Here is a 22,062-nt window from a genome sequence, read left to right as displayed (position 1 = left end):
CGAAAAAACTTTATAAAAAGCATTGACTTTACATTATAAAGTGTGTATAATTGATTCTTGTCAGTGAAAAAATGAACATTGAAAACTGAATGACAATATGTCAACGTTAATTCCAAAATTTACAAACGTTTTAAACGTTTTATAACAAATAGTTTTTATGAGCTAGTCAAACATCATAAATTTTTATGGAGAGTTTGATCCTGGCTCAGGATGAACGCTGGCGGCGTGCCTAATACATGCAAGTCGAGCGAACAGACGAGGAGCTTGCTCCTCTGACGTTAGCGGCGGACGGGTGAGTAACACGTGGGTAACCTACCTATAAGACTGGAATAACTCCGGGAAACCGGGGCTAATGCCGGATAATACATGAAACCGCATGGTTTCATGATGAAAGACGGTCTTGCTGTCACTTATAGATGGACCCGCGGCGTATTAGCTAGTTGGTAAGGTAACGGCTTACCAAGGCAACGATACGTAGCCGACCTGAGAGGGTGATCGGCCACACTGGAACTGAGACACGGTCCAGACTCCTACGGGAGGCAGCAGTAGGGAATCTTCCGCAATGGGCGAAAGCCTGACGGAGCAACGCCGCGTGAGTGATGAAGGTCTTCGGATCGTAAAACTCTGTTATTAGGGAAGAACAAGGATGTAAGTAACTGTGCATCCCTTGACGGTACCTAATCAGAAAGCCACGGCTAACTACGTGCCAGCAGCCGCGGTAATACGTAGGTGGCAAGCGTTATCCGGAATTATTGGGCGTAAAGCGCGCGTAGGCGGTTTCTTAAGTCTGATGTGAAAGCCCACGGCTCAACCGTGGAGGGTCATTGGAAACTGGGAAACTTGAGTGCAGAAGAGGAAAGTGGAATTCCATGTGTAGCGGTGAAATGCGCAGAGATATGGAGGAACACCAGTGGCGAAGGCGACTTTCTGGTCTGCAACTGACGCTGATGTGCGAAAGCGTGGGGATCAAACAGGATTAGATACCCTGGTAGTCCACGCCGTAAACGATGAGTGCTAAGTGTTAGGGGGTTTCCGCCCCTTAGTGCTGCAGCTAACGCATTAAGCACTCCGCCTGGGGAGTACGGCCGCAAGGCTGAAACTCAAAGGAATTGACGGGGACCCGCACAAGCGGTGGAGCATGTGGTTTAATTCGAAGCAACGCGAAGAACCTTACCAAATCTTGACATCCTTTGACAACTCTGGAGACAGAGCCTTCCCCTTCGGGGGACAAAGTGACAGGTGGTGCATGGTTGTCGTCAGCTCGTGTCGTGAGATGTTGGGTTAAGTCCCGCAACGAGCGCAACCCTTAAGCTTAGTTGCCAGCATTAAGTTGGGCACTCTAAGTTGACTGCCGGTGACAAACCGGAGGAAGGTGGGGATGACGTCAAATCATCATGCCCCTTATGATTTGGGCTACACACGTGCTACAATGGACGGTACAAAGGGCAGCGAACCCGCGAGGTCAAGCAAATCCCATAAAGCCGTTCTCAGTTCGGATTGTAGTCTGCAACTCGACTACATGAAGCTGGAATCGCTAGTAATCGTAGATCAGCATGCTACGGTGAATACGTTCCCGGGTCTTGTACACACCGCCCGTCACACCACGAGAGTTTGTAACACCCGAAGCCGGTGGAGTAACCTTTTAGGAACTAGCCGTCGAAGGTGGGACAAATGATTGGGGTGAAGTCGTAACAAGGTAGCCGTATCGGAAGGTGCGGCTGGATCACCTCCTTTCTAAGGATATATTCGGAACAGTTTCGTTAGAAACTGAAAAGGAATAACGTGACATATTGTATTCAGTTTTGAATGTTTATTAAAACATTCAACGTGAGATGGGCCTATAGCTCAGCTGGTTAGAGCGCACGCCTGATAAGCGTGAGGTCGGTGGTTCGAGTCCACTTAGGCCCACCATTTTGATTTTGTACATTGAAAACTAGATAAGTAAGTAAAAATAGATTTTACCAAGCAAAACCGAGTGAATTAGAGTTTTAAAAGCTTTATTCATTTAAATGAATCGCTAGTAATCAATTGCCGATGGCAAACGATTACTCACAATATTAATAACGTGATTAAGTTATTAAGGGCGCACGGTGGATGCCTTGGCACTAGAAGCCGAAGAAGGACGTTACTAACGACGATATGCTTTGGGTAGCTGTAAGTAAGCGTTGATCCAGAGATTTCCGAATGGGGAAACCCAGCACAAGTTATGTTGTGTTATCGACATGTGAATACATAGCATGTCAGAAGGCAGACGCGGAGAACTGAAACATCTTAGTACCCGCAGGAAGAGAAAGAAAAATCGATTCCCTGAGTAGCGGCGAGCGAAACGGGAAGAGCCCAAACCTATGAGCTTGCTCATTGGGGTTGTAGGACACTCTATACGGAGTTACAAAGGAATAAATTAGACGAATCGTACTGGAAAGTTGAACCAGAGAAGGTAAGAGTCCTGTAGTCGAAAGTTTATTCTCTCTTGAGTGGATCCTGAGTACGACGGAGCACGTGAAATTCCGTCGGAATCCGGGAGGACCATCTCCCAAGGCTAAATACTCTCTAGTGACCGATAGTGAACCAGTACCGTGAGGGAAAGGTGAAAAGTACCCCGGAAGGGGAGTGAAAAAGAACTTGAAACCGTGTGCTTACAAGTAGTCAGAGCCCGTTAATGGGTGATGGCGTGCCTTTTGTAGAATGAACCGGCGAGTTACGATCTGATGCAAGGTTAAGCAGCAAATGTGGAGCCGCAGCGAAAGCGAGTCTGAATAGGGCGTTGAGTATTTGGTCGTAGACCCGAAACCAGGTGATCTACCCTTGGTCAGGTTGAAGTTCAGGTAACACTGAATGGAGGACCGAACCGACTTACGTTGAAAAGTGAGCGGATGAACTGAGGGTAGCGGAGAAATTCCAATCGAACCTGGAGATAGCTGGTTCTCTCCGAAATAGCTTTAGGGCTAGCCTCAAGTGATGATTGTTGGAGGTAGAGCACTGTTTGGACGAGGGGCCCCTCTCGGGTTACCGAATTCAGACAAACTCCGAATGCCAATCAATTTAACTTGGGAGTCAGAACGTGGGTGATAAGGTCCATGTTCGAAAGGGAAACAGCCCAGACCACCAGCTAAGGTCCCAAAATATATGTTAAGTGGCAAAGGATGTGGTATTGCCCAGACAACTAGGATGTTGGCTTAGAAGCAGCCATCATTTAAAGAGTGCGTAATAGCTCACTAGTCGAGTGACACTGCGCCGAAAATGTACCGGGGCTAAACATATTACCGAAGCTGTGGATTGTCCGTAGGACAATGGTAGGAGAGCGTTCTAAGGGCGTCGAAGCATGATCGCAAGGACATGTGGAGCGCTTAGAAGTGAGAATGCCGGTGTGAGTAGCGAAAGATGGGTGAGAATCCCATCCACCGATTGACTAAGGTTTCCAGAGGAAGGCTCGTCCGCTCTGGGTTAGTCGGGTCCTAAGCCGAGGCCGACAGGCGTAGGCGATGGATAACAGGTTGATATTCCTGTACCACCATTTATCGTTTTAAGCGATGGGGGGACACAGTAGGATAGGCGAAGCGTGCTGTTGGAGTGCACGTCCAAGCAGTGAGACTGAATGGTAGGCAAATCCGCCATTCTCAAGGTTGAGCTGTGATGGGGAGAGGAAACATGTTTTCCTCGAGTCGTTGATTTCACACTGTCGAGAAAAGCCTCTAGCTAGATAACTGGTGCCCGTACCGCAAACCGACACAGGTAGTCAAGATGAGAATTCTAAGGTGAGCGAGAGAACTCTCGTTAAGGAACTCGGCAAAATGACCCCGTAACTTCGGGAGAAGGGGTGCTCTTTAGGGTTCACGCTCTGAAGAGCCGCAGTGAATAGGCCCAAGCGACTGTTTATCAAAAACACAGGTCTCTGCTAAACCGTAAGGTGATGTATAGGGGCTGACGCCTGCCCGGTGCTGGAAGGTTAAGAGGAGTGGTTAGCTTCTGCGAAGCTACGAATCGAAGCCCCAGTAAACGGCGGCCGTAACTATAACGGTCCTAAGGTAGCGAAATTCCTTGTCGGGTAAGTTCCGACCCGCACGAAAGGCGTAACGATTTGGGCACTGTCTCAACGAGAGACTCGGTGAAATCATAGTACCTGTGAAGATGCAGGTTACCCGCGACAGGACGGAAAGACCCCGTGGAGCTTTACTGTAGCCTGATATTGAAATTCGGCACAGCTTGTACAGGATAGGTAGGAGCCTTAGAAGCGTGAGCGCCAGCTTACGCCGAGGCGCTGGTGGGATACTACCCTAGCTGTGTTGGATTTCTAACCCGCGCCATTGATCATGGCGGGAGACAGTGTCAGGCGGGCAGTTTGACTGGGGCGGTCGCCTCCTAAAGTGTAACGGAGGCGCTCAAAGGTTCCCTCAGAATGGTTGGAAATCATTCATAGAGTGTAAAGGCATAAGGGAGCTTGACTGCGAGACCTACAAGTCGAGCAGGGTCGAAAGACGGACTTAGTGATCCGGTGGTTCCGCATGGAAGGGCCATCGCTCAACGGATAAAAGCTACCCCGGGGATAACAGGCTTATCTCCCCCAAGAGTTCACATCGACGGGGAGGTTTGGCACCTCGATGTCGGCTCATCGCATCCTGGGGCTGTAGTCGGTCCCAAGGGTTGGGCTGTTCGCCCATTAAAGCGGTACGCGAGCTGGGTTCAGAACGTCGTGAGACAGTTCGGTCCCTATCCGTCGTGGGCGTAGGAAATTTGAGAGGAGCTGTCCTTAGTACGAGAGGACCGGGATGGACATACCTCTGGTGTACCAGTTGTCGTGCCAACGGCATAGCTGGGTAGCTATGTATGGACGGGATAAGTGCTGAAAGCATCTAAGCATGAAGCCCCCCTCAAGATGAGATTTCCCAACTTCGGTTATAAGATCCCTCAAAGATGATGAGGTTAATAGGTTCGGGGTGGAAGCATAGCGATATGTGGAGCTGACGAATACTAATCGATCGAAGACTTAATCAAATTTCAAGTTTTGATTGGTTGAATTGAAATTTACTTACTATCTAGTTTTGAATGTATAATACATTCCATTGTCTGGCGACAATGGCAAAGAGGTCACACCTGTTCCCATGCCGAACACAGAAGTTAAGCTCTTTAGCGCCGATGGTAGTCGGACTTACGTTCCGCAAGAGTAGGACGTTGCCAGGCAATTAGAGACCCAGTCGGGTCTCTTTTTTTTTGCCTTTTTTAGCGGATAATCAAAAAGAGCCTCCATGTTGTATAACATGAAGGCAGATAATAAACTATTATGCTGTATCTGGGTGTTGTTTGTCTACTTGGATGGAAATCAATAAAAAGATTAAACCGATTAATGTCAGCAATGGAGCGATCAAGCTTAAAGAAGCAATAGGCAAATGCGTGACTACGAGTCCGCCGACAAATGCGCCTAAAGCATTGCCTAAATTGAATGCCGATTGGTTAAGCGTACTTGCTAATGTCGGAGCATCTTGTGAGATGATGGTACTTTTAAATTGCAGTGAAGGACTCATACTAAAGCCGATCACACCAAATAGGAAAATACCTAAAACCATAATAATGCCATTCATTTGAATGAAATACAGCACAATGAAATAAAGAATAAAGACACTGAAAATCAGTTTTAATGCTTTGTTCAAATTCCAGTCTGCCAGTTTTCCGCCGATCATATTACCTAATGTGACACCCACACCGAAAATAATCAGCATAAAGGAAATCAGACTTTCTTTAATGTGCGATACATCTATCAAAATAGAAGAGATGTAAGTGAAATATGCAAAAACACTGCTGAAGCCGAAGAGCTTTACTGCTAAAGTCAGCCATAAACGTTTCTCTTTTAAGATCTTCAGCTCATTCAATACAGAGGATTGGGGTGCTGCTTTAGGGTTAGGTACAAAAGCAATAATACCTAACAATGCTAAAAAGCCGATAATGGCAATCACAATAAATGTCATAGCCCATCCGAAATTTTGACCGATTAAGGTGCCAAAGGGTACACCTAAAATGTTGCAGAGTGAAAGGCCCATGAACATCAGTGCCATTGCACTTGCACGATATTGAGGTTGAACCATATTAGCCGCAAGTATAGAACCGATGCCGAAGAATGAACCATGGGCTAGGGAAGTAATAATTCGTGCTGTCATCATGAAACCGTAACTTGTACTGAATGATGCGGCGATGTTGCCGATAATAAAAATGGACATCAGCAAAATCAGTAAATATTTTCTGTTTAATTTGATCGTAAGCATGACTAAAATCGGACCGCCGATTGCCACACCTAAAGCATAGCCTGTGATCAGCTGACCTGCTTGACTCACTGTTACTTTAAAATCATGCGCAGTATTTGGAAGCAAACCCATGATGACGAACTCTGTCATACCGATAGCGAATGCGCCGATAGCCAGCATCCATATTGCGATGGGATATTTCTTCACATTTACACCTCCGAAAAACGCAAATATGTTCCGATTATATAGAAGTCCATTAAGAGAGTCAATGTACAAAAATTATTCAAAAAATTAAGTGAACACTTTTGTGCTCACTTAATCTATGCGATAAGACATAACATGTTGCGGACCGGCATTACCGCCGATAACACGTCCTGTATCGTTATATCCTATTTTCTTATAAACATGAATTGCTTTAGGATTTTTGAAGTTTACGGAAAGAACAATTTCATCCACTTCTGGAAAATGCTGTTTGACATAATTCGGAAGCTGTTTTAGTGCACTTTGTGCAATTCCTTGGCCTTGCAGGGTTTCTGTCACAGAGAATGATTTGACCAAAATGGAATTTGGATTGTCAGTGAGTCCGAAACGTTCTTGATTTTGATTCAACCTTAAGAAGCCGGCAGGTAGTTGTTCATACAACACAATGACAGGATATTCTTGATCTGCTAAATCTTCTAACGCGGCTAACGGTGTAAGTGCAAAGGCACTTTCTTCTTTTGCTATAGAGAACTCTGCGAGCTGTGCATTATATTTCGAATCATATGGGATTAATTGAATGGCATGCATAGTTTCCTCCTTATCGTACTAAAGTTTTGATTAATGCTTGCGTATGCGCTTCTAATTCATCATCTGGAATGCCTCCGAAACCTACAATAAACTTAGGGGCATGCACATCATAATTTTCTTTCTTCATATAGTGCACCAAGGGTTTTAATTTTACATGATGCGTTTCTGCACGTTTTAAGATAGTATCCAAATCCAAACCATTTTTGACGGTCAATGTGAAGTGCATGCCGGTTGTGGCACCTTCTATCAGTAACTGATTTTTAAAAGGTGACAAAGCATCGATAATGTAAGTCGATTTATGGCGATAAACTTTACGCATTTTATTTAAATGACGTTCGAATGAACCTTTTTCCATAAATTGTGCAACCATATACTGCATAGGTGCAGGGACTGTATTGCCTTCTTTGTCTGGCAAAGCATCATAAGTTTGGATTAAGGCTTTAGGCAATACCATAAATGCGATACGACAGCTTGGAAAGAGTGACTTTGAAAAGGTACTTATATAAATAACCTTTCCAGTCGTATCCAAACTTTGCAGGGCAGGGATCGGCTTACTGAAATATCGGAACTCAGAATCATAATCATCTTCAATGATAAAGCGTTCAGGGTGCTGCTGGGCCCAGTTGATCAATTGTGTACGTGTTTTTAAATTCATCACATAACCAGTAGGGAATTGGTGTGAAGGTGTCACATATACAACTTGGCGATTGGAATTAAAGACTTGTTTCATATTTATACCGTTTTTTGTGACAGGGACTTGTTTATAATCCAATTCCTTTTTATCTAATACTTGCTTGATAGGAGGATAACTCGGATATTCAATGATGTAAGAGCAATCTGTTAAGATATCAGTAACTTGGTTGATTAATTGTTCAGTAGAAGAACCGATAATAATCTGTTCTGGATGGCAATTCACACCTCGGCTGTTAAAGAGATAATGTGCAATCGCTTGTCTTAATCGATATTCGCCTTGCTGATGGCCAGGTTGTAAAATGTCCGGCATAGATTCATCAAAGACATCACGCGAATACTTGCGGAATTGCTGCCAAGGGAAGTGTTGTGTATCGATACGTGCCAGGTCAAAACTGAATTGTATATCAGAAGCAGCGGGTGCTTCTTTCTTAATATCAGCGACAGGGTTGTCTTTCGTCACAATCGGCAAAGATTCAATATCTGATACATAATAGCCTGAGCGCGGTTTGGAATAGATATAGCCTTCATCTAATAAGAACTGATAGGCATGCTCTATCGTTGTATTACTTAAGGAATGATGCTCTGCTAAACGGCGTTTAGACGGGAAACGGTCACCAGATTGATACTGTCCTTCAATGATTTGTTCTTTTAAAGTTTGATATAACTGCATGTATAAGGGTTGCTTCATTCAACTGACCTCCTATTATTTATCGAAATTGGTCCTTTAACACTATCAGTTTATCCTTTAAACTGGATTTAATCAATCAGAAAAGGGGTATTTAGTATGTCTAAAATTGTAGGCTCAGATCGAGTAAAACGAGGAATGGCTGAAATGCAAAAAGGCGGCGTTATCATGGACGTTGTCAATGCAGAACAAGCTAAAATTGCAGAAGAAGCAGGCGCAGTAGCAGTTATGGCGCTTGAACGTGTACCATCAGATATCAGAGCAGCTGGCGGAGTAGCACGTGCATGCAATCCTAAAATTGTACAAGAAGTTATGGATGCTGTTTCTATTCCTGTAATGGCTAAATGCCGTATCGGTCACATCACAGAAGCACGTGTATTAGAAGCAATGGGTGTAGACTATATCGATGAATCAGAAGTATTAACACCAGCAGATGAAGAGTATCACTTATTGAAAAGCGACTACACAGTACCATTCGTATGCGGCTGCCGCAACTTAGGCGAAGCTGCACGTCGTATCGGCGAAGGTGCTGCAATGTTACGTACAAAAGGTGAACCTGGTACAGGCAACATCGTTGAAGCTGTACGTCATATGCGTCAAGTTAATTCAGAAGTGGCTAAATTAACAGTAATGCCAGATGATGAAATCATGACATTCGCAAAAGAAATCGGTGCACCATACGAAGTCTTAAAATCAATCAAAGACAATGGCCGTTTACCAGTTGTTAACTTCGCAGCAGGCGGTGTTGCGACACCTCAAGATGCTGCATTAATGATGCAATTAGGTGCTGACGGTGTATTCGTAGGTTCAGGTATCTTCAAATCAGACGATCCTGAGAAATTCGCAAAAGCAATTGTTCAAGCAACAACACACTACACTGATTACGAACTCATCGGTAAATTAGCTCAAGACTTAGGTGAAGCAATGAGAGGTTTAGATGTTAACCAATTATCATTAGAAGAACGTATGCAAGAGCGTGGCTGGTAAGATGAAAATCGGCGTATTAGCTTTGCAAGGTGCAGTGCGCGAGCACTTGCGCCATATTGAGTTAAGCGGTCACGAAGGTGTCGCAATCAAACGTGTTGAACAATTAGAAGAAATTGACGGTTTAATTTTGCCTGGAGGAGAATCAACGACATTACGCCGTTTGATGAATCTCTACGGCTTTAAAGAAGCATTAGTCAATTCAGATTTGCCGATGTTCGGAACTTGTGCAGGCTTAATTGTCCTTGCTCAAGATATCGTCGGTGAAGAAGGTTACTTGAAGAAATTAGATATTACTGTTGAACGCAACTCATTCGGACGCCAAGTAGACAGTTTCGAGTCTGAATTAGACATTAACGGTATTGCAGAAGATATTGAAGCGGTCTTCATCAGAGCACCGCATATCGAAAAAGTAAACAGTGACAATGTCGAAGTATTAAGTACAGTCGGCGATAAAATCGTAGCAGTGAGAGAAGGCAACTATTTAGGTGTTTCTTTCCACCCTGAATTAACAGATGATTATCGTGTTACAGAATACTTTATTGATCATATTGTTGCTGAAAGTAAAAAAGCAAATGTATAAGCAATCAAAAACGAGCAGCCATTAAGGTTGCTCGCTTCTTTGTGTTGAATTAAATTTTTCAAGATATATCAGACCCTCATGATCTGGTGTTTGATTGCCGTTTATATAATCATAACCGCGTTTTCTATAGAATTGAACAGCTGTAATAGAAGCAGGGATAATCAGACGCTCTGCTCGATGATAATAATAGTCATCTTCCAAAGTATCCATGATCAATCTTCCGATACCTTGCTGCTGGTAATCAGGAGAGACAAAAATAGAAAAGAAACATGATTCTGTTTCACTGCCGTAATAAGGACCAATAGCACCTGTGGCGATTAATTGATCATTCATCTTAAAAACATAGAAATTGACGTGTTCTGCTTTATATTGAATGCTTTCAGGTGTGATATCTTTTGCGTAACTTTCTATATCTTCCTTCGGTTCATCTTTAATGTTTGTCGTTCTAAGCGTGTCGATTATTAAATCTACAACTGCTTGTGTATCTGTTTCTTGGAATTTACTGATGTGTATCTCATTCAATTTCATAGGGACACCTTCTTTTTATTTTGTGTATATACATTTAAATTTTTCACCCACCATGGTTTCATCTTCAGCGAAAGGGTGGTGAATCGATTTAAATTCAGGTTCAAAAATCTAATATTTACAGTCTCTAGCAGATGAGCGTATGTTCATCATTTAGAATTAGCTTTGACATACATTAAATCACTTACTATAAAGCGTCTCTTTGGATAACACTTATTTTCGCACCACAATTAGTTATTTTAGTGTTATTGCAGACTTCAGTCCCTCAAACAATAATTCTTCATAGACAATGTATTAACTCAAAAAATAAAAAATCGATGCTAGAGAGAAAAAAGTTTGATCGATAGTTAAAATAGTTAGAATATTCTTATTTTAAAAATAGCAGTTTTGATGTGGAATTTCAAATGAATATCGATAATAAAGATAACTTGTTTTGCATTCCAAGGATACCTCAATATCCAGCTACTCACTTTTTTAATGGTGCATAAACAAGTTGACTTCTATAAAATTTGTACAATATAATATAAATGAAAACGTTTTATTTTAAAATAAAATAGTTTAGGGGTGATTTTATGAAGTGGGAAACAAGAAAGTTAAATTTAGAAGAATTAAAATCTGTAAATGGTGGCGGAATGGCTAAGTGCTTAATTGGTACAGCTGGATCAGCAATGGTTGGCGCTGCTGGTGGTCCTATTGGTTTTTGGGGTGGTGGTTTAGTAGGAATGGCCACATTTTGTGATTAACAATTTGGTTTGGAAGAAAGGTATGCTTTTGTATGCCTTTCTTTTAAACTTTAGATTGTGAATTTAAAAGAAAAGGAGATGTGACTTATGAAGTTACCTATTCTACTTCTATTATTATTACCTTTATTTATTAAAAAGATAAAGGACAAGAAAAAGAATCATGACATTTGAGGAGATAAAGTATAAGTACTATAAATAACTGTTACATTGAAAGACAAGGCAGATAGTGGACCGATTTGGTCATAGAGTGGTTAATGCAGATTATGACAATGTAAACTGGTCGGACAGGCTTTGGTATAATCAATACGAGTTACAATAAGATTGCTCATAACAGAAGTTGCAGGAGTGCAAACAGAAGCACAACAGCCCCATATATTGGAAACTGGCGGAATAAATGCTTTAAAGACAGAAAAGGTAAGTACAGCTTGAATGATGATGATGTAAAAGATATTAGTATAGAATTACAAAACGATACTGCAAAAAGGGTTTTGGGCGCTACAAGAGAAGAAGATTTAAACGATAATAATGATTCATATTGGGAAAAAAGAATTGAAATTTCAGATGAATTGTACAATAAAATAAAAAAAGAGATAAGCGCCAAGAAATAATAAATATATCTATGAACACAGGACTAAATGAAAATACAATAAAACGTGTTTACGAGCATTCGTTTGAAAACAAATATCAACTCAGAAATGGTTTCAAAACTTTTGATTCAGATTATAATATTGCTTTTAGTTGGAATAGATTGAGTGCAGGGGATAATATTAAAAAAAGAGATATTATATTGAAGCATCATGAGGCACTCGAACATTATTTGATGAACAAGTATAATTATTCATACAGTAAAGCTCATAGCATTGTAGAAAAAATACAATTATTCACAAGAAGTGGAAGGGATAGGGTAATTGAATGTTAACAATAAAGTTACTAGAAAAAAATAAATCTTTTGTCACTTACAATTATTTTCCTGAAGATAGATCTGAGGAATACCAAGGGAAAGTTACAATTAGGCTAGCAGACAGAAAAGTAGTTGATGCAACGAAATCAGGTTTAGGCGGGTACTATTCTATTTATTTAGGCCATGCAATACAAAGAATAAAAGAGAACATAGAAAATAACGAATTCCCCGAAACTGATTTTGTAGCATGGTGGTAAGCACCTAACCAAAAACAGCGGTTAAGGTGCTATTTTTATATACTTTTTAAGCTATCACATTAATTGAGGTCGACCCCCTTATGAATATGTGTCTGAAATTCGCAAGAAACAAGACCAAACCGTAAGCAATACAAAAAGATTGCTCATAACAAAAGCACAGAAACTGCAGTATAAAGAAACATTGGGCAATGATGTATAATACCAGTTCATAGCTAAATTAGACGAACGCGCAAGTAAGATATGCAGACAGAACGACGATAAAGTGTTTTATGTTAAAGATATGGTGCCAGGTGTTAATGCACCGCCTATGCACCCGAATTGCAGAAGTACAACAGCGCCATATGTTGGTAACTGGCAAGATATATTCAGATCCAAAATCATTAGAATTAATAAAAAATGAGGTGCCAAAATCGTACAAGTTTTATGCGAAACTATTAGAAATTGCAGTGGAGGTGTTGAAAATTGGTTAATTATGAAAAAGTATTAAAAGAATACATTAAAAAGTTTGGTGAAGAACCAGAAACAATGTATATGCAAGTGACTACCGAACGGCAAAAAGTTTTAATTTTAAAAGAATGCATTAAAAAGAATGAAAGTTTATCTGATTTTTATGCAAATAAATATATTTTAAGCTAAGCTATCACATTTAATGTGGTGGCTTTTTATTATACCCAAACCGTGCTCAATACTATAAGAGGTGCAAAACATGACAAACTTATTACAATCTGAACGCTTATTAAAGTTGAAACTGCAATTTTTCGCAGATAATGGAAATACTGGCCAAACTGAACAAAATGAAAACGGTGAAAATGCAGAACCTGGGGACAATACTGAAACAAATTTGATACCTGAACAGCAAAAACTAGTAGATGACAAGGTCAACGATGAAATGCAACGCAAAAAACGGCCTCCTGAAAAGGAAGCCGTTGTGTAGTAAGGTGTTTACATGAAGAATCCTGCAATTGCTGCAGAAATAAATGATACAAGTGTTGCACCGAATAAAAGTTTAAGACCGAAGCGGGCAACTACGTCGCCTTTTTCGTTGTTTAAAGATTTGATGGCACCTGAAATGATACCGATAGAACTGAAGTTCGCAAATGATACTAAGAATACAGACGTAATGCCGACTGCACGCTCTGATAAGCCTTGCATTTTGCCTAAATCAAGCATTGCAACGAATTCGTTAGATAATAATTTAGTCGCCATTAATGAGCCTGCTTTCACTGCATCTCCCCAAGGAATACCTGTTAAGAATGCAAATGGTGCAAACACAAATCCGATTAATGTTTGGAAGTCCCATTTGATTGCGCCGCCGGATACGCCAGAGAAAATACCGCTGACAATACCGTTTAATAAAGCGATAATAGCGATATAACCGATTAACATCGCACCTACAATCACTGCCACTTTAAAGCCGTCTAAAATATATTCTCCCAACATTTCAAAGAACGACTGTTTTGCGCCTGTCTCTTCGACTAATAATTTATCGTCTTTTTCATCCACTGTATAAGGGTTGATGATTGAAGCGATAATGAAACCGCCGAATAAGTTTAAGACAATCGCTGTTACCACATATTTAGGATCTAATAATGTAAAGTATGCACCGATAATTGAAGCGGAAACTGTAGACATCGCAGAAGCAGTTAAAGTATATAAACGCTGCTTAGGTATGTAAGGCAGTTGTTTTTTCAATGAAATGAATACTTCAGATTGTCCTAAAATCGCAGCTGCTACGGCATTATAAGATTCTAAACGTCCCATACCGTTGATTTTTGAAATCAAGAAACCTAAAACATTAATAATAAGCGGTAAGATTTTCGTATATTGCAAGATCCCGATAATCGCAGAGATAAATACGATCGGCAATAATACGTTAAAGAAGAACGGCGGGTTTTTAGGGTCTACATATTTAAACCCTCCAAACACGAAATTAACTCCTTCTGCTGCTTTAGACAACAGGTAAGAGAAGCCATGGGCAATGCCACCAATTACAGTAATTCCCACATTTGTTTTTAATAGTAGGAAAGCGAAGATGAATTGGATGACAAGCAAGATACCCACATATTTCCATTTGATATTCTTCTTATCAGAACTGAAAACAAATGCAAGTGCTAAAAAGAAAATAATCCCAATTAAAGCAATAAGTATATGCATGGTTTAACTTCATCCTTTATATTTTATTTCATCCAATATCATACAGGAAAATACCGCTCACGAACATCCCAATTTTAAGGTTGTCGAAAATTTTTTAAATCATATTGGTTGAAAAAGGTCAAAGTTGGTCATATAATATAGTCAAAGAAGGTCAAAAAAGGGGTGATATCCATGCACAATATGTCCGACATCATAGAACAGTACATTAAACATTTATTTGAGGAATCAAATAAAGATGTTGTTGAGATACAACGAGCGAATATTGCTCAACGCTTTGACTGTGTGCCTTCTCAGCTTAATTATGTAATTAAGACAAGATTCACCAATGAACACGGTTATGAAATTGAAAGTAAACGCGGTGGTGGAGGTTATATCCGAATCACGAAAGTTGAAACTAAGGATACGAAGGGTTACATTGATCACCTCTTACAAATCATCGGCGATTCTATTTCTCAGCAACAAGCACATTATGTGATCGAAGGATTGCTTGATAATCAATATATTACACTGCGCGAAGCCAAAATGATGCTTGCAGTGATAGATAGAGACACACTTAGAATGGAAGTTGTCGCAAGAGATATTGTTCGAGCAAATATATTGAAACAGCTGTTACCGGTCATTAATTACTATTAATAGATAGGAGGCTGCACATGGCTGACAAATCAATGCATACACCAAAGTCTGATAAGCACAGCGAAAATGAAATACAATCTAAAACAATAAAGAGAGTAATAGCAGAAAGTAATGAAGAGGAACCTACATGGCAGAACAATCAAGATGACATGGAAGGCTCTTTTGTTATAAAACAAATCCTTCAGCATTTGGCATCTAAGCACGGTATACAATTAGAAGACTTAACTATCAGAGAAGAAAAGAAATGCCCGAATTGCCATATGACACTGAAAGATATTGCATATAAAGGGAAGTTTGGGTGTGCACAATGTTACACTACTTTTAAAGAGGATATTGTGGATATTGTCAGACGTGTGCAAGGCGGTCAAATCGAGCATGTCGGCAAGACACCTGTCTCCTCTCAGCACAAATTAGCAATTAAGAAACAAATAGAAGCAAAAGATAAATATTTACAAGAATTGATAGAGAAACAAGAATTTGAAGAAGCTGCGGTTGTCCGCGATGAGATTAAAGCACTAAAAGAAGAAAGCGAGGGATAATACATGAGCGAACATTCAATGTACATGAGTAATTGGATGCAGCAAGACGCTGCAACACCAGTGGTGATGTCTTCACGTATTCGACTTGCCAGAAACTTGAATAATCATGTTCATCCCTTAATGTTTACTTCAGATGTTGAAGGACAAAAAGTCATCAACGAAGTACAAGATGCTTTGCCGGATTTGAAAGTTATCAACCTTCAAATGATTGAGCAGACAGATAAACTGAAATTAGTTGCCAAACATCTCATCAGTAAAGAACTGATAGAGCAGCCGGCTTCAGCAGTATTGTTGAATGAAGATGAATCATTAAGCATAATGGTAAATGAAGAAGATCATATCAGAATACAGACAATGAGTTCAGATATGGACTTGGAACGCTTATATCAAAGCGCTTCAGAAATAGATAATCGGCTTGATCGCGCTTTAGATATCAGTTTCGATGAACAACTCGGCTATCTAACGACTTGTCCGACAAACATCGGAACAGGTATGCGTGCGAGTGTCATGCTGCACTTGCCGGGACTTTCGATTATGAAACGCATGAATCGTATTGCACAAACAATTAATCGTTTCGGCTTTACAATCCGCGGTATTTTCGGAGAAGGTTCTCAAGTGTACGGACACATCTATCAAGTTTCAAACCAGTTGACCTTGGGAAGAACGGAAGAACAAATTATTGAAACTTTAACAGAAATTGTTCAGCAGATTATTGCTGAAGAAATGCAGATCCGCAAGCAATTAGACTATCACAGTCTCATTGAAATGCAAGATCGTATTTACCGTTCACTGGGTCTGCTACGCTATAGCCGTATGATTTCTATGGAAGAAGCATCAACGCGTTTGAGCGAAGTCAAATTAGGTATTGATTTAGGCTACATTGATGAATTGCCTGACTTTAATTTCAACCAAATGATGGTCGCAATTCAATCGCCATTCTTAATAGACGAAAATAATCGAATTTCAATTAAAGAACAAAGAGCAAATGTAATCAGAGAACATATAAAATAGGAGGTTTTGCTATGTTATTCGGCAGATTAACAGAACGTGCACAACGTGTATTAGCACATGCACAAGAAGAAGCGATTCGTTTGAATCACTCAAATATCGGAACGGAACACTTGCTGCTTGGATTAATGAAAGAACCTGAGGGTATTGCAGCAAAAGTATTAGAAAGTTTCGGTATTACAGAAGACTTGGTTGTATCAGAAGTTGAAAAACTGATCGGTCAAGGCCAAGAACAAATCGGTACATTGCACTATACACCAAGAGCTAAGAAAGTCATTGAACTTTCAATGGACGAAGCACGCAAATTACACCATAACTTCGTCGGAACAGAGCATATCCTGCTTGGTTTAATCCGCGAAAACGAAGGTGTAGCTGCACGTGTATTCGCAAACTTGGATTTAAATATTACAAAAGCACGCGCACAAGTGGTTAAAGCACTTGGCAGTCCTGAAATGAGCAATAAAAATGCACAAGCTGCTAAATCAAATAACACACCTACGTTAGACGGCTTGGCACGCGACTTAACAGTCATCGCAAAAGACGGCACATTAGATCCGGTTGTCGGACGCGATAAAGAAATTACACGTGTCATTGAAGTATTAAGCCGCCGTACTAAAAACAACCCAGTATTGATTGGTGAACCAGGGGTAGGTAAAACAGCAATTGCTGAAGGCTTAGCACAAGCAATCGTAAATAATGAAGTACCAGAAACATTAAAAGGCAAACGTGTAATGTCTCTTGATATGGGTACAGTTGTTGCCGGTACAAAATACCGCGGTGAATTCGAAGAAAGATTGAAAAAAGTTATGGAAGAAATTCACCAAGCAGGCAACGTTATCTTATTCATCGATGAATTGCACACATTAATCGGTGCCGGCGGTGCTGAAGGTGCTATTGATGCTTCAAATATCTTAAAACCAGCATTAGCACGCGGTGAACTGCAAGCAATCGGTGCAACAACATTAGATGAATACCGTAAACACATTGAAAAAGATGCAGCATTAGAACGTCGTTTCCAACCTGTACAAGTTGATGAACCGACAGTTGAAGATACAATTGCTATCTTAAAAGGTTTACGCGATCGTTACGAAGCGCATCACCGTATTAATATTTCTGATGAAGCGGTTGAAGCAGCTGCGCGTTTAAGCGACCGTTATGTTTCAGATCGTTTCTTACCAGACAAAGCAATCGACTTAATCGATGAAGCAAGTTCAAAAGTAAGACTGAAAAGTCATACAACACCTTCAAACTTGAAAGAAATCGAACAAGAAATTGAAAAAGTTAAAAATGAAAAAGACGCAGCAGTACATTCACAAGAATTCGAAAACGCTGCGAACCTTCGCGATAAACAAACAAAATTAGAAAAACAATATGAAGAAGCGAAAAATGAATGGAAAAATGCACAAGGCGGTTCTAACACATCATTAACAGAAAATGATATCGCTGAAGTCATTGCCGGATGGACAGGCATTCCATTAACACGCTTGAACGAAACAGAATCTGAACGTCTGCTTAACTTAGAAGACACATTGCACAAACGTGTAATTGGTCAAAAAGATGCTGTGACTTCAATCAGTAAAGCAGTACGTCGTGCACGTGCAGGTCTTAAAGACCCTAAACGTCCAATCGGAAGCTTCATCTTCTTAGGACCGACAGGTGTAGGTAAAACTGAATTAGCACGCGCATTAGCAGAATCAATGTTCGGAGACGAAGATGCAATGATTCGTGTCGACATGAGTGAATTCATGGAAAAACACGCAGTGAGTCGTTTAGTCGGAGCGCCTCCGGGCTATGTAGGTCATGATGACGGCGGCCAATTAACTGAAAAAGTAAGACGCAAACCTTACTCAGTTATCTTATTCGACGAAGTCGAAAAAGCACACCCTGATGTATTCAACATCATGCTTCAAGTTTTAGATGATGGTTTCTTAACGGATACAAAAGGACGTCGTGTAGACTTCCGCAATACAGTGATTATCATGACTTCAAACGTCGGCGCACAAGAACTTCAAGATCAACGCTTCGCTGGTTTCGGCGGCGGTAATGATGAAGGTGCGGACTATGAAACAATCCGCAGTACAATGTTGAAAGAACTGAAAAATGCGTTCCGTCCAGAGTTCTTAAACCGTGTCGATGATATCATTGTCTTCCACAAACTTGATAAAGCTGAATTGAAAGAAATCGTTACGAAAATGGTCAACCAGCTTACAGATCGTTTATCTGAACAAGATATTAATATTGAAGTAACTGAAGCAGCGAAAGAAAAAATCGCTGAAGAAGGTTATGACCCTCAATACGGTGCACGTCCATTGATCAGAGCAATTCAAAAAACAGTTGAAGATAACTTAAGTGATTTGATCTTAGACGGCAACCAATTAGAAGGCAAAGATGTTGTAGTGGACCATAACGGTGAAAAATTCGAATATAATATTAATGATCGCAAAACAGATGAAACTGAAACTACAGCAACAAAAGCATAAGCGATGTTGAAGTAATATCAGTATTTGTTGAGCAAAGGCTCCTTTTTAAGCAGCGGCTGAAATCAGTGCTGCTTAAAGGGAGTCTTTTTATATTTTGGGGTTATAATCGGTTAAAGGTGTTATAATATGTGACCGCAAAGAAATCTGATATGATTATTTTAAATCATACTATTTATGATTGTGAGCGGACAGGATTCAGGTATAAAATAGTAAAGCAATCATTAATAGCATTTAAATGCATAAAGCGGTAAAATAGATATGTTTTTCACATAAAAATAGGTGGTGTAAATTTGGCGAAAAAGAAAGTGACATTCGAGTGTATGGCTTGTGGTTACCAATCACCGAAATGGATGGGGAAATGCCCGAATTGCGGAGCTTGGAACCAAATGGAAGAGGTAATCTCTCAAAAAGAAGCACCCAGCGGCAGAGGGATGCGTACACGCGAACAAACAGCTAAAGTAACAAAATTAAATCAAGTGCAGCATGAAACGACACCGCGTATCCACACGAGCTCGCCTGAATTTGATCGTGTCTTGGGCGGAGGCATTGTACAAGGTTCGCTGGTGCTTATCGGCGGCGACCCGGGTATCGGGAAATCTACATTGCTGCTGCAGATTTGTTCTGCATTATCTCAAAATAAGAAAGTATTATATATTACCGGTGAGGAATCACTGAACCAAACGAAATTGCGTGCAGATCGCTTAGAAGAAGATTCAAGTCAATTGAATGTATTTGCGGAAACGGATTTAGAAGTGATTAAAGAGGCTGTAAAACAAACACAGCCTGATTTAGTCGTAGTAGACTCTATTCAAACTGTCTATCATCCTGATATCAGTTCAGCACCAGGTTCAGTATCGCAAGTCAGAGAAAGTACGCAAATCTTGATGGGAATCGCAAAACAGATGAACATTGCGACCTTTATCGTGGGTCACGTGACCAAAGAAGGTCAAATTGCCGGACCGCGTTTATTAGAACATATGGTGGATACCGTCTTATACTTCGAAGGCGATGAACACCATGCATACAGAATTTTGCGTGCAGTGAAAAACCGTTTCGGTTCAACCAATGAAATGGGTATTTTCGAAATGAAACACAGCGGTTTAAAAGGAGTCAAAAACCCTTCAGAAATGTTTTTAGAAGAACGCTCAACGAATGTTGCGGGTTCAACGATTGTACCGACTATGGAAGGAACACGTCCTTTATTAATTGAAGTACAAGCCTTAGTCACACCGACGACATTCAATAACCCGAGACGTATGGCGACTGGAATTGATCATAACCGCTTGAACTTGCTGATGGCGGTCTTAGAGAAGAAAGAAAGCTACCTGCTTCAGCAGCAAGATGCGTACGTTAAAGTGGCAGGCGGTGTACGTCTGACAGAACCTGCAGTCGACTTGGCTATCATCGCAGCAGTCGCATCCAGCTTCAAAGACCAGCCGGTCAATGGTATGGATTGCTTTGTCGGTGAGGTTGGTTTAACGGGGGAAGTACGTCGTGTATCACGTATTGAACAACGTGTGCAAGAGGCAGCGAAACTCGGATTTAAACGTGTTATTATTCCTAAAACAAATATAGGAGGTTGGGATTTCCCTGACAATATTCAAGTCATCGGTGTAACCAGTGTGCATGAAGCATTGAATTTTGCATTGATGAAAAGCTGATACCAAATATAAAGAAAGGGGGCTATCAGATGAATATTATAAAGACAATTGTCACCATAAGCTATTTCATTTTGGGAATCAGCTTAGGCATTTTGATTATTCCTGATATTGCGAAAGATACGAATTTGGTACATACGTATCCATGGCTGACAAACAAGTATATCGCAGCATTATTAGGAATTATCGGCTTCTTTATCATTTTCGGTTTGTTAATACCGAAAATCACGCGGACACTGCGTCGATTAGAAGTGTTTATTATGCGTCACAGTGCTGTTGAAATTCTATTTGCGGCAATCGGATTGATTATGGGACTCTTTATTTCTGTAATGATTGCCTTTATTTTAAATATTATAGGTTCATCACTGTTCCTTCATGTCCTACCTATTATCATTACAGTCTTTTTAAGTTATTTAGGGTTCCAGTTCGGCTTGAAGAAAAGGGATGAGATGTTAGCATTCCTGCCAGAAAAGATGGCACGTTCAGCTTCTATGAACGCACTGCGCGCAACACCGAAAATTATCGATACCAGCGCTGTGATCGACGGCAGAATTTTAGATGTGATTCAATGCGGTTTCTTTGACGGTGAAATCTTGATTCCTCAAGGTGTAATCAATGAGCTGCAAGTGGTCGCAGATTCGACAGACAGCGTCAAAAGAGAGAAAGGCCAAAGAGGTTTGGATATCTTGAATAAAATTCATGACGCAGATCATCCTTCACAAGTAGTGCATCCGCAAAAATCATATAATGATATCGACGCTTTATTGATTAAACTGGCACATAAATACAAAGCAGACTTGATTACGACAGACTTTAATTTAAATAAAATTTCACGTGTGCAAGGCATTAAAGTACTGAATGTCAACGACTTGTCAGAAGCAGTGAAGCCTACTGTACGTCAAGGGGATCAAATCAACCTCTTATTGACGAAAATAGGTAAAGAGCCGGGACAAGGTGTCGGCTATTTAGAGGATGGCACAATGGTGGTAATTGATGATGCTAAAACATTCGTCGGCCAGCATGTCGATATTGAAATCACAAGCATTCTGCAAACATCATCAGGACGTATCGTCTTTGCGAAATTGATGAAACGCTAGTTTGTTTATTGTTTCACATGGAACAAGGATGCATTTACAGCCGTTTAGTTGAAGCAATGGGCTTACCAAATACGGCTTGTAATGCTACAATAAGTAAGAA

The 22,062-nt window shown here is 40.6% G+C and carries 17 protein-coding genes, 1 tRNA gene, 3 rRNA genes and 2 pseudogenes; 18 read left to right on the top strand and 5 right to left on the bottom strand.

Annotation, left to right across the window (positions count from 1 at the left end; translation table 11 throughout):
- Positions 1-182 precede the first annotated feature (182 nt).
- From MUA90_RS12520 to rrf, 4 genes are all read left to right on the top strand, one after another.
- Positions 183-1,734 (top strand): 16S ribosomal RNA (locus tag MUA90_RS12520).
- A 100-nt stretch (positions 1,735-1,834) separates the two neighbouring features.
- Positions 1,835-1,911 (top strand) — tRNA-Ile (locus MUA90_RS12515).
- Positions 1,912-2,067: 156 nt separating this feature from the next.
- Positions 2,068-4,992 (top strand): 23S ribosomal RNA (locus MUA90_RS12510).
- 71 nt (positions 4,993-5,063) lie between these two features.
- Positions 5,064-5,178: ribosomal RNA gene (gene rrf, locus MUA90_RS12505) — 5S ribosomal RNA — on the top strand.
- Together the 16S, 23S and 5S rRNA genes with 1 tRNA gene alongside form the textbook arrangement of a ribosomal RNA operon.
- Before the next feature lie 98 nt (positions 5,179-5,276).
- Here the strand turns inward: rrf and MUA90_RS12500 are convergent.
- From MUA90_RS12500 to MUA90_RS12490, 3 genes are all read right to left on the bottom strand, one after another.
- Positions 5,277-6,413, bottom strand: coding sequence for an MFS transporter (locus MUA90_RS12500; RefSeq protein ID WP_262588849.1), 1,137 nt, complete (start codon positions 6,411-6,413; stop codon positions 5,277-5,279).
- Positions 6,414-6,548: 135 nt separating this feature from the next.
- Positions 6,549-7,022, bottom strand: coding sequence for a GNAT family N-acetyltransferase (locus MUA90_RS12495; RefSeq protein WP_262587270.1), 474 nt, complete (start codon positions 7,020-7,022; stop codon positions 6,549-6,551).
- Between the two features lie 10 nt (positions 7,023-7,032).
- Positions 7,033-8,403, bottom strand: a complete 1,371-nt coding sequence (locus MUA90_RS12490) for a MocR-like pyridoxine biosynthesis transcription factor PdxR (protein ID WP_262587268.1) — start codon at positions 8,401-8,403, stop codon at positions 7,033-7,035.
- Between the two features lie 96 nt (positions 8,404-8,499).
- On the opposite strand from MUA90_RS12490, the gene pdxS reads away from it, so the two are divergent.
- Together pdxS and pdxT are read left to right on the top strand one after the other, a co-directional pair.
- The gene (gene pdxS, locus MUA90_RS12485; protein ID WP_262587267.1) at positions 8,500-9,387 is read left to right on the top strand and encodes a pyridoxal 5'-phosphate synthase lyase subunit PdxS; all 888 of its coding nucleotides are present in this window, start codon (positions 8,500-8,502) and stop codon (positions 9,385-9,387) included.
- A gap of 1 nt (position 9,388) precedes the next feature.
- The gene (gene pdxT / locus MUA90_RS12480) at positions 9,389-9,967 is read left to right on the top strand and encodes a pyridoxal 5'-phosphate synthase glutaminase subunit PdxT (protein WP_114603979.1); all 579 of its coding nucleotides are present in this window, start codon (positions 9,389-9,391) and stop codon (positions 9,965-9,967) included.
- Between the two features lie 21 nt (positions 9,968-9,988).
- On the opposite strand, the gene MUA90_RS12475 is transcribed toward pdxT, so the two are convergent.
- Positions 9,989-10,495, bottom strand: a complete 507-nt coding sequence (locus MUA90_RS12475; protein WP_262587265.1) for a GNAT family N-acetyltransferase — start codon at positions 10,493-10,495, stop codon at positions 9,989-9,991.
- 569 nt (positions 10,496-11,064) lie between these two features.
- Here MUA90_RS12475 and MUA90_RS12470 point away from each other — a divergent pair.
- The 6 genes and pseudogenes from MUA90_RS12470 to MUA90_RS12445 all read left to right on the top strand — a co-directional run bounded on the left by MUA90_RS12470 (position 11,065) and on the right by MUA90_RS12445 (position 13,327).
- Positions 11,065-11,235, top strand: coding sequence for a Blp family class II bacteriocin (locus MUA90_RS12470; protein WP_105994739.1), 171 nt, complete (start codon positions 11,065-11,067; stop codon positions 11,233-11,235).
- A gap of 425 nt (positions 11,236-11,660) precedes the next feature.
- Positions 11,661-11,843: a hypothetical protein gene (locus MUA90_RS12465; RefSeq protein ID WP_262587263.1), complete on the top strand. Its 183-nt coding sequence runs from the start codon at positions 11,661-11,663 to the stop codon at positions 11,841-11,843.
- A 304-nt stretch (positions 11,844-12,147) separates the two neighbouring features.
- Entirely contained in the window at positions 12,148-12,393 is a 246-nt protein-coding gene (locus MUA90_RS12460) for a hypothetical protein (RefSeq protein WP_262587261.1), read from the top strand.
- Positions 12,394-12,460: 67 nt separating this feature from the next.
- Positions 12,461-12,760: pseudogene (locus MUA90_RS14115) on the top strand (minor capsid protein); the annotation flags it as partial.
- Positions 12,761-12,855: 95 nt separating this feature from the next.
- Positions 12,856-13,029, top strand: coding sequence for a hypothetical protein (locus tag MUA90_RS12450; RefSeq protein ID WP_162912167.1), 174 nt, complete (start codon positions 12,856-12,858; stop codon positions 13,027-13,029).
- A 70-nt stretch (positions 13,030-13,099) separates the two neighbouring features.
- Positions 13,100-13,327, top strand: a complete 228-nt coding sequence (locus MUA90_RS12445; protein WP_262587257.1) for a hypothetical protein — start codon at positions 13,100-13,102, stop codon at positions 13,325-13,327.
- A gap of 8 nt (positions 13,328-13,335) precedes the next feature.
- Here the strand turns inward: MUA90_RS12445 and MUA90_RS12440 are convergent, their stop codons facing one another.
- Positions 13,336-14,547: a NupC/NupG family nucleoside CNT transporter gene (locus tag MUA90_RS12440; RefSeq protein WP_262587255.1), complete on the bottom strand. Its 1,212-nt coding sequence runs from the start codon at positions 14,545-14,547 to the stop codon at positions 13,336-13,338.
- A gap of 171 nt (positions 14,548-14,718) precedes the next feature.
- Between MUA90_RS12440 and MUA90_RS12435 the strand changes: the two genes are divergently transcribed.
- From MUA90_RS12435 to MUA90_RS12410, 6 genes and pseudogenes are all read left to right on the top strand, one after another.
- Positions 14,719-15,180, top strand: coding sequence for a CtsR family transcriptional regulator (locus MUA90_RS12435; RefSeq protein WP_114603976.1), 462 nt, complete (start codon positions 14,719-14,721; stop codon positions 15,178-15,180).
- A gap of 134 nt (positions 15,181-15,314) precedes the next feature.
- Positions 15,315-15,719 (top strand): annotated as a pseudogene (locus tag MUA90_RS12430) (UvrB/UvrC motif-containing protein); the annotation flags it as partial.
- A 3-nt stretch (positions 15,720-15,722) separates the two neighbouring features.
- On the top strand, positions 15,723-16,730 hold the full coding sequence (locus MUA90_RS12425; RefSeq protein ID WP_105994735.1) for a protein arginine kinase: 1,008 nt from the start codon (positions 15,723-15,725) through the stop codon (positions 16,728-16,730).
- An 11-nt stretch (positions 16,731-16,741) separates the two neighbouring features.
- Positions 16,742-19,207 carry an ATP-dependent Clp protease ATP-binding subunit gene (locus MUA90_RS12420; RefSeq protein WP_262587249.1) on the top strand — a complete coding sequence of 822 codons (2,466 nt, stop codon included), beginning with the start codon at positions 16,742-16,744 and terminating at the stop codon, positions 19,205-19,207.
- Positions 19,208-19,497: 290 nt separating this feature from the next.
- Complete coding sequence (gene radA, locus MUA90_RS12415) at positions 19,498-20,868, top strand: DNA repair protein RadA (RefSeq protein WP_232166811.1); 1,371 nt, start codon at positions 19,498-19,500, stop codon at positions 20,866-20,868.
- A gap of 29 nt (positions 20,869-20,897) precedes the next feature.
- Entirely contained in the window at positions 20,898-21,962 is a 1,065-nt protein-coding gene (locus MUA90_RS12410; protein ID WP_262587247.1) for a PIN/TRAM domain-containing protein, read from the top strand.
- Positions 21,963-22,062: the final 100 nt, after the last annotated feature.

Source organism: Staphylococcus sp. IVB6181 (assembly GCF_025561445.1).
Classification (GTDB): Bacteria; Bacillota; Bacilli; order Staphylococcales; family Staphylococcaceae; genus Staphylococcus; species Staphylococcus simulans_B.
The sequence above is the reverse complement of the archived record's forward strand: the minus strand, read 5'-3'. Positions and strand labels throughout refer to the sequence as shown.

Bases quoted from the DNA above. Each gene is read 5' to 3' on its own strand.
- MUA90_RS12500 (WP_262588849.1), bottom strand. From the start codon at position 6,413: ATGCTGGCTATCGGCGCATTCGCTATCGGTATGACAGAGTTCGTCATC.
- MUA90_RS12495 (WP_262587270.1), bottom strand. From the start codon at position 7,022: ATGCATGCCATTCAATTAATCCCATATGATTCGAAATATAATGCACAG.
- MUA90_RS12490 (WP_262587268.1), bottom strand. From the start codon at position 8,403: ATGAAGCAACCCTTATACATGCAGTTATATCAAACTTTAAAAGAACAA.
- pdxS (WP_262587267.1), top strand. From the start codon at position 8,500: ATGTCTAAAATTGTAGGCTCAGATCGAGTAAAACGAGGAATGGCTGAA.
- pdxT (WP_114603979.1), top strand. From the start codon at position 9,389: ATGAAAATCGGCGTATTAGCTTTGCAAGGTGCAGTGCGCGAGCACTTG.
- MUA90_RS12475 (WP_262587265.1), bottom strand. From the start codon at position 10,495: ATGAAATTGAATGAGATACACATCAGTAAATTCCAAGAAACAGATACA.
- MUA90_RS12470 (WP_105994739.1), top strand. From the start codon at position 11,065: ATGAAGTGGGAAACAAGAAAGTTAAATTTAGAAGAATTAAAATCTGTA.
- MUA90_RS12460 (WP_262587261.1), top strand. From the start codon at position 12,148: ATGTTAACAATAAAGTTACTAGAAAAAAATAAATCTTTTGTCACTTAC.
- MUA90_RS12445 (WP_262587257.1), top strand. From the start codon at position 13,100: ATGACAAACTTATTACAATCTGAACGCTTATTAAAGTTGAAACTGCAA.
- MUA90_RS12440 (WP_262587255.1), bottom strand. From the start codon at position 14,547: ATGCATATACTTATTGCTTTAATTGGGATTATTTTCTTTTTAGCACTT.
- MUA90_RS12435 (WP_114603976.1), top strand. From the start codon at position 14,719: ATGCACAATATGTCCGACATCATAGAACAGTACATTAAACATTTATTT.
- MUA90_RS12425 (WP_105994735.1), top strand. From the start codon at position 15,723: ATGAGCGAACATTCAATGTACATGAGTAATTGGATGCAGCAAGACGCT.
- MUA90_RS12420 (WP_262587249.1), top strand. From the start codon at position 16,742: ATGTTATTCGGCAGATTAACAGAACGTGCACAACGTGTATTAGCACAT.
- MUA90_RS12410 (WP_262587247.1), top strand. From the start codon at position 20,898: ATGAATATTATAAAGACAATTGTCACCATAAGCTATTTCATTTTGGGA.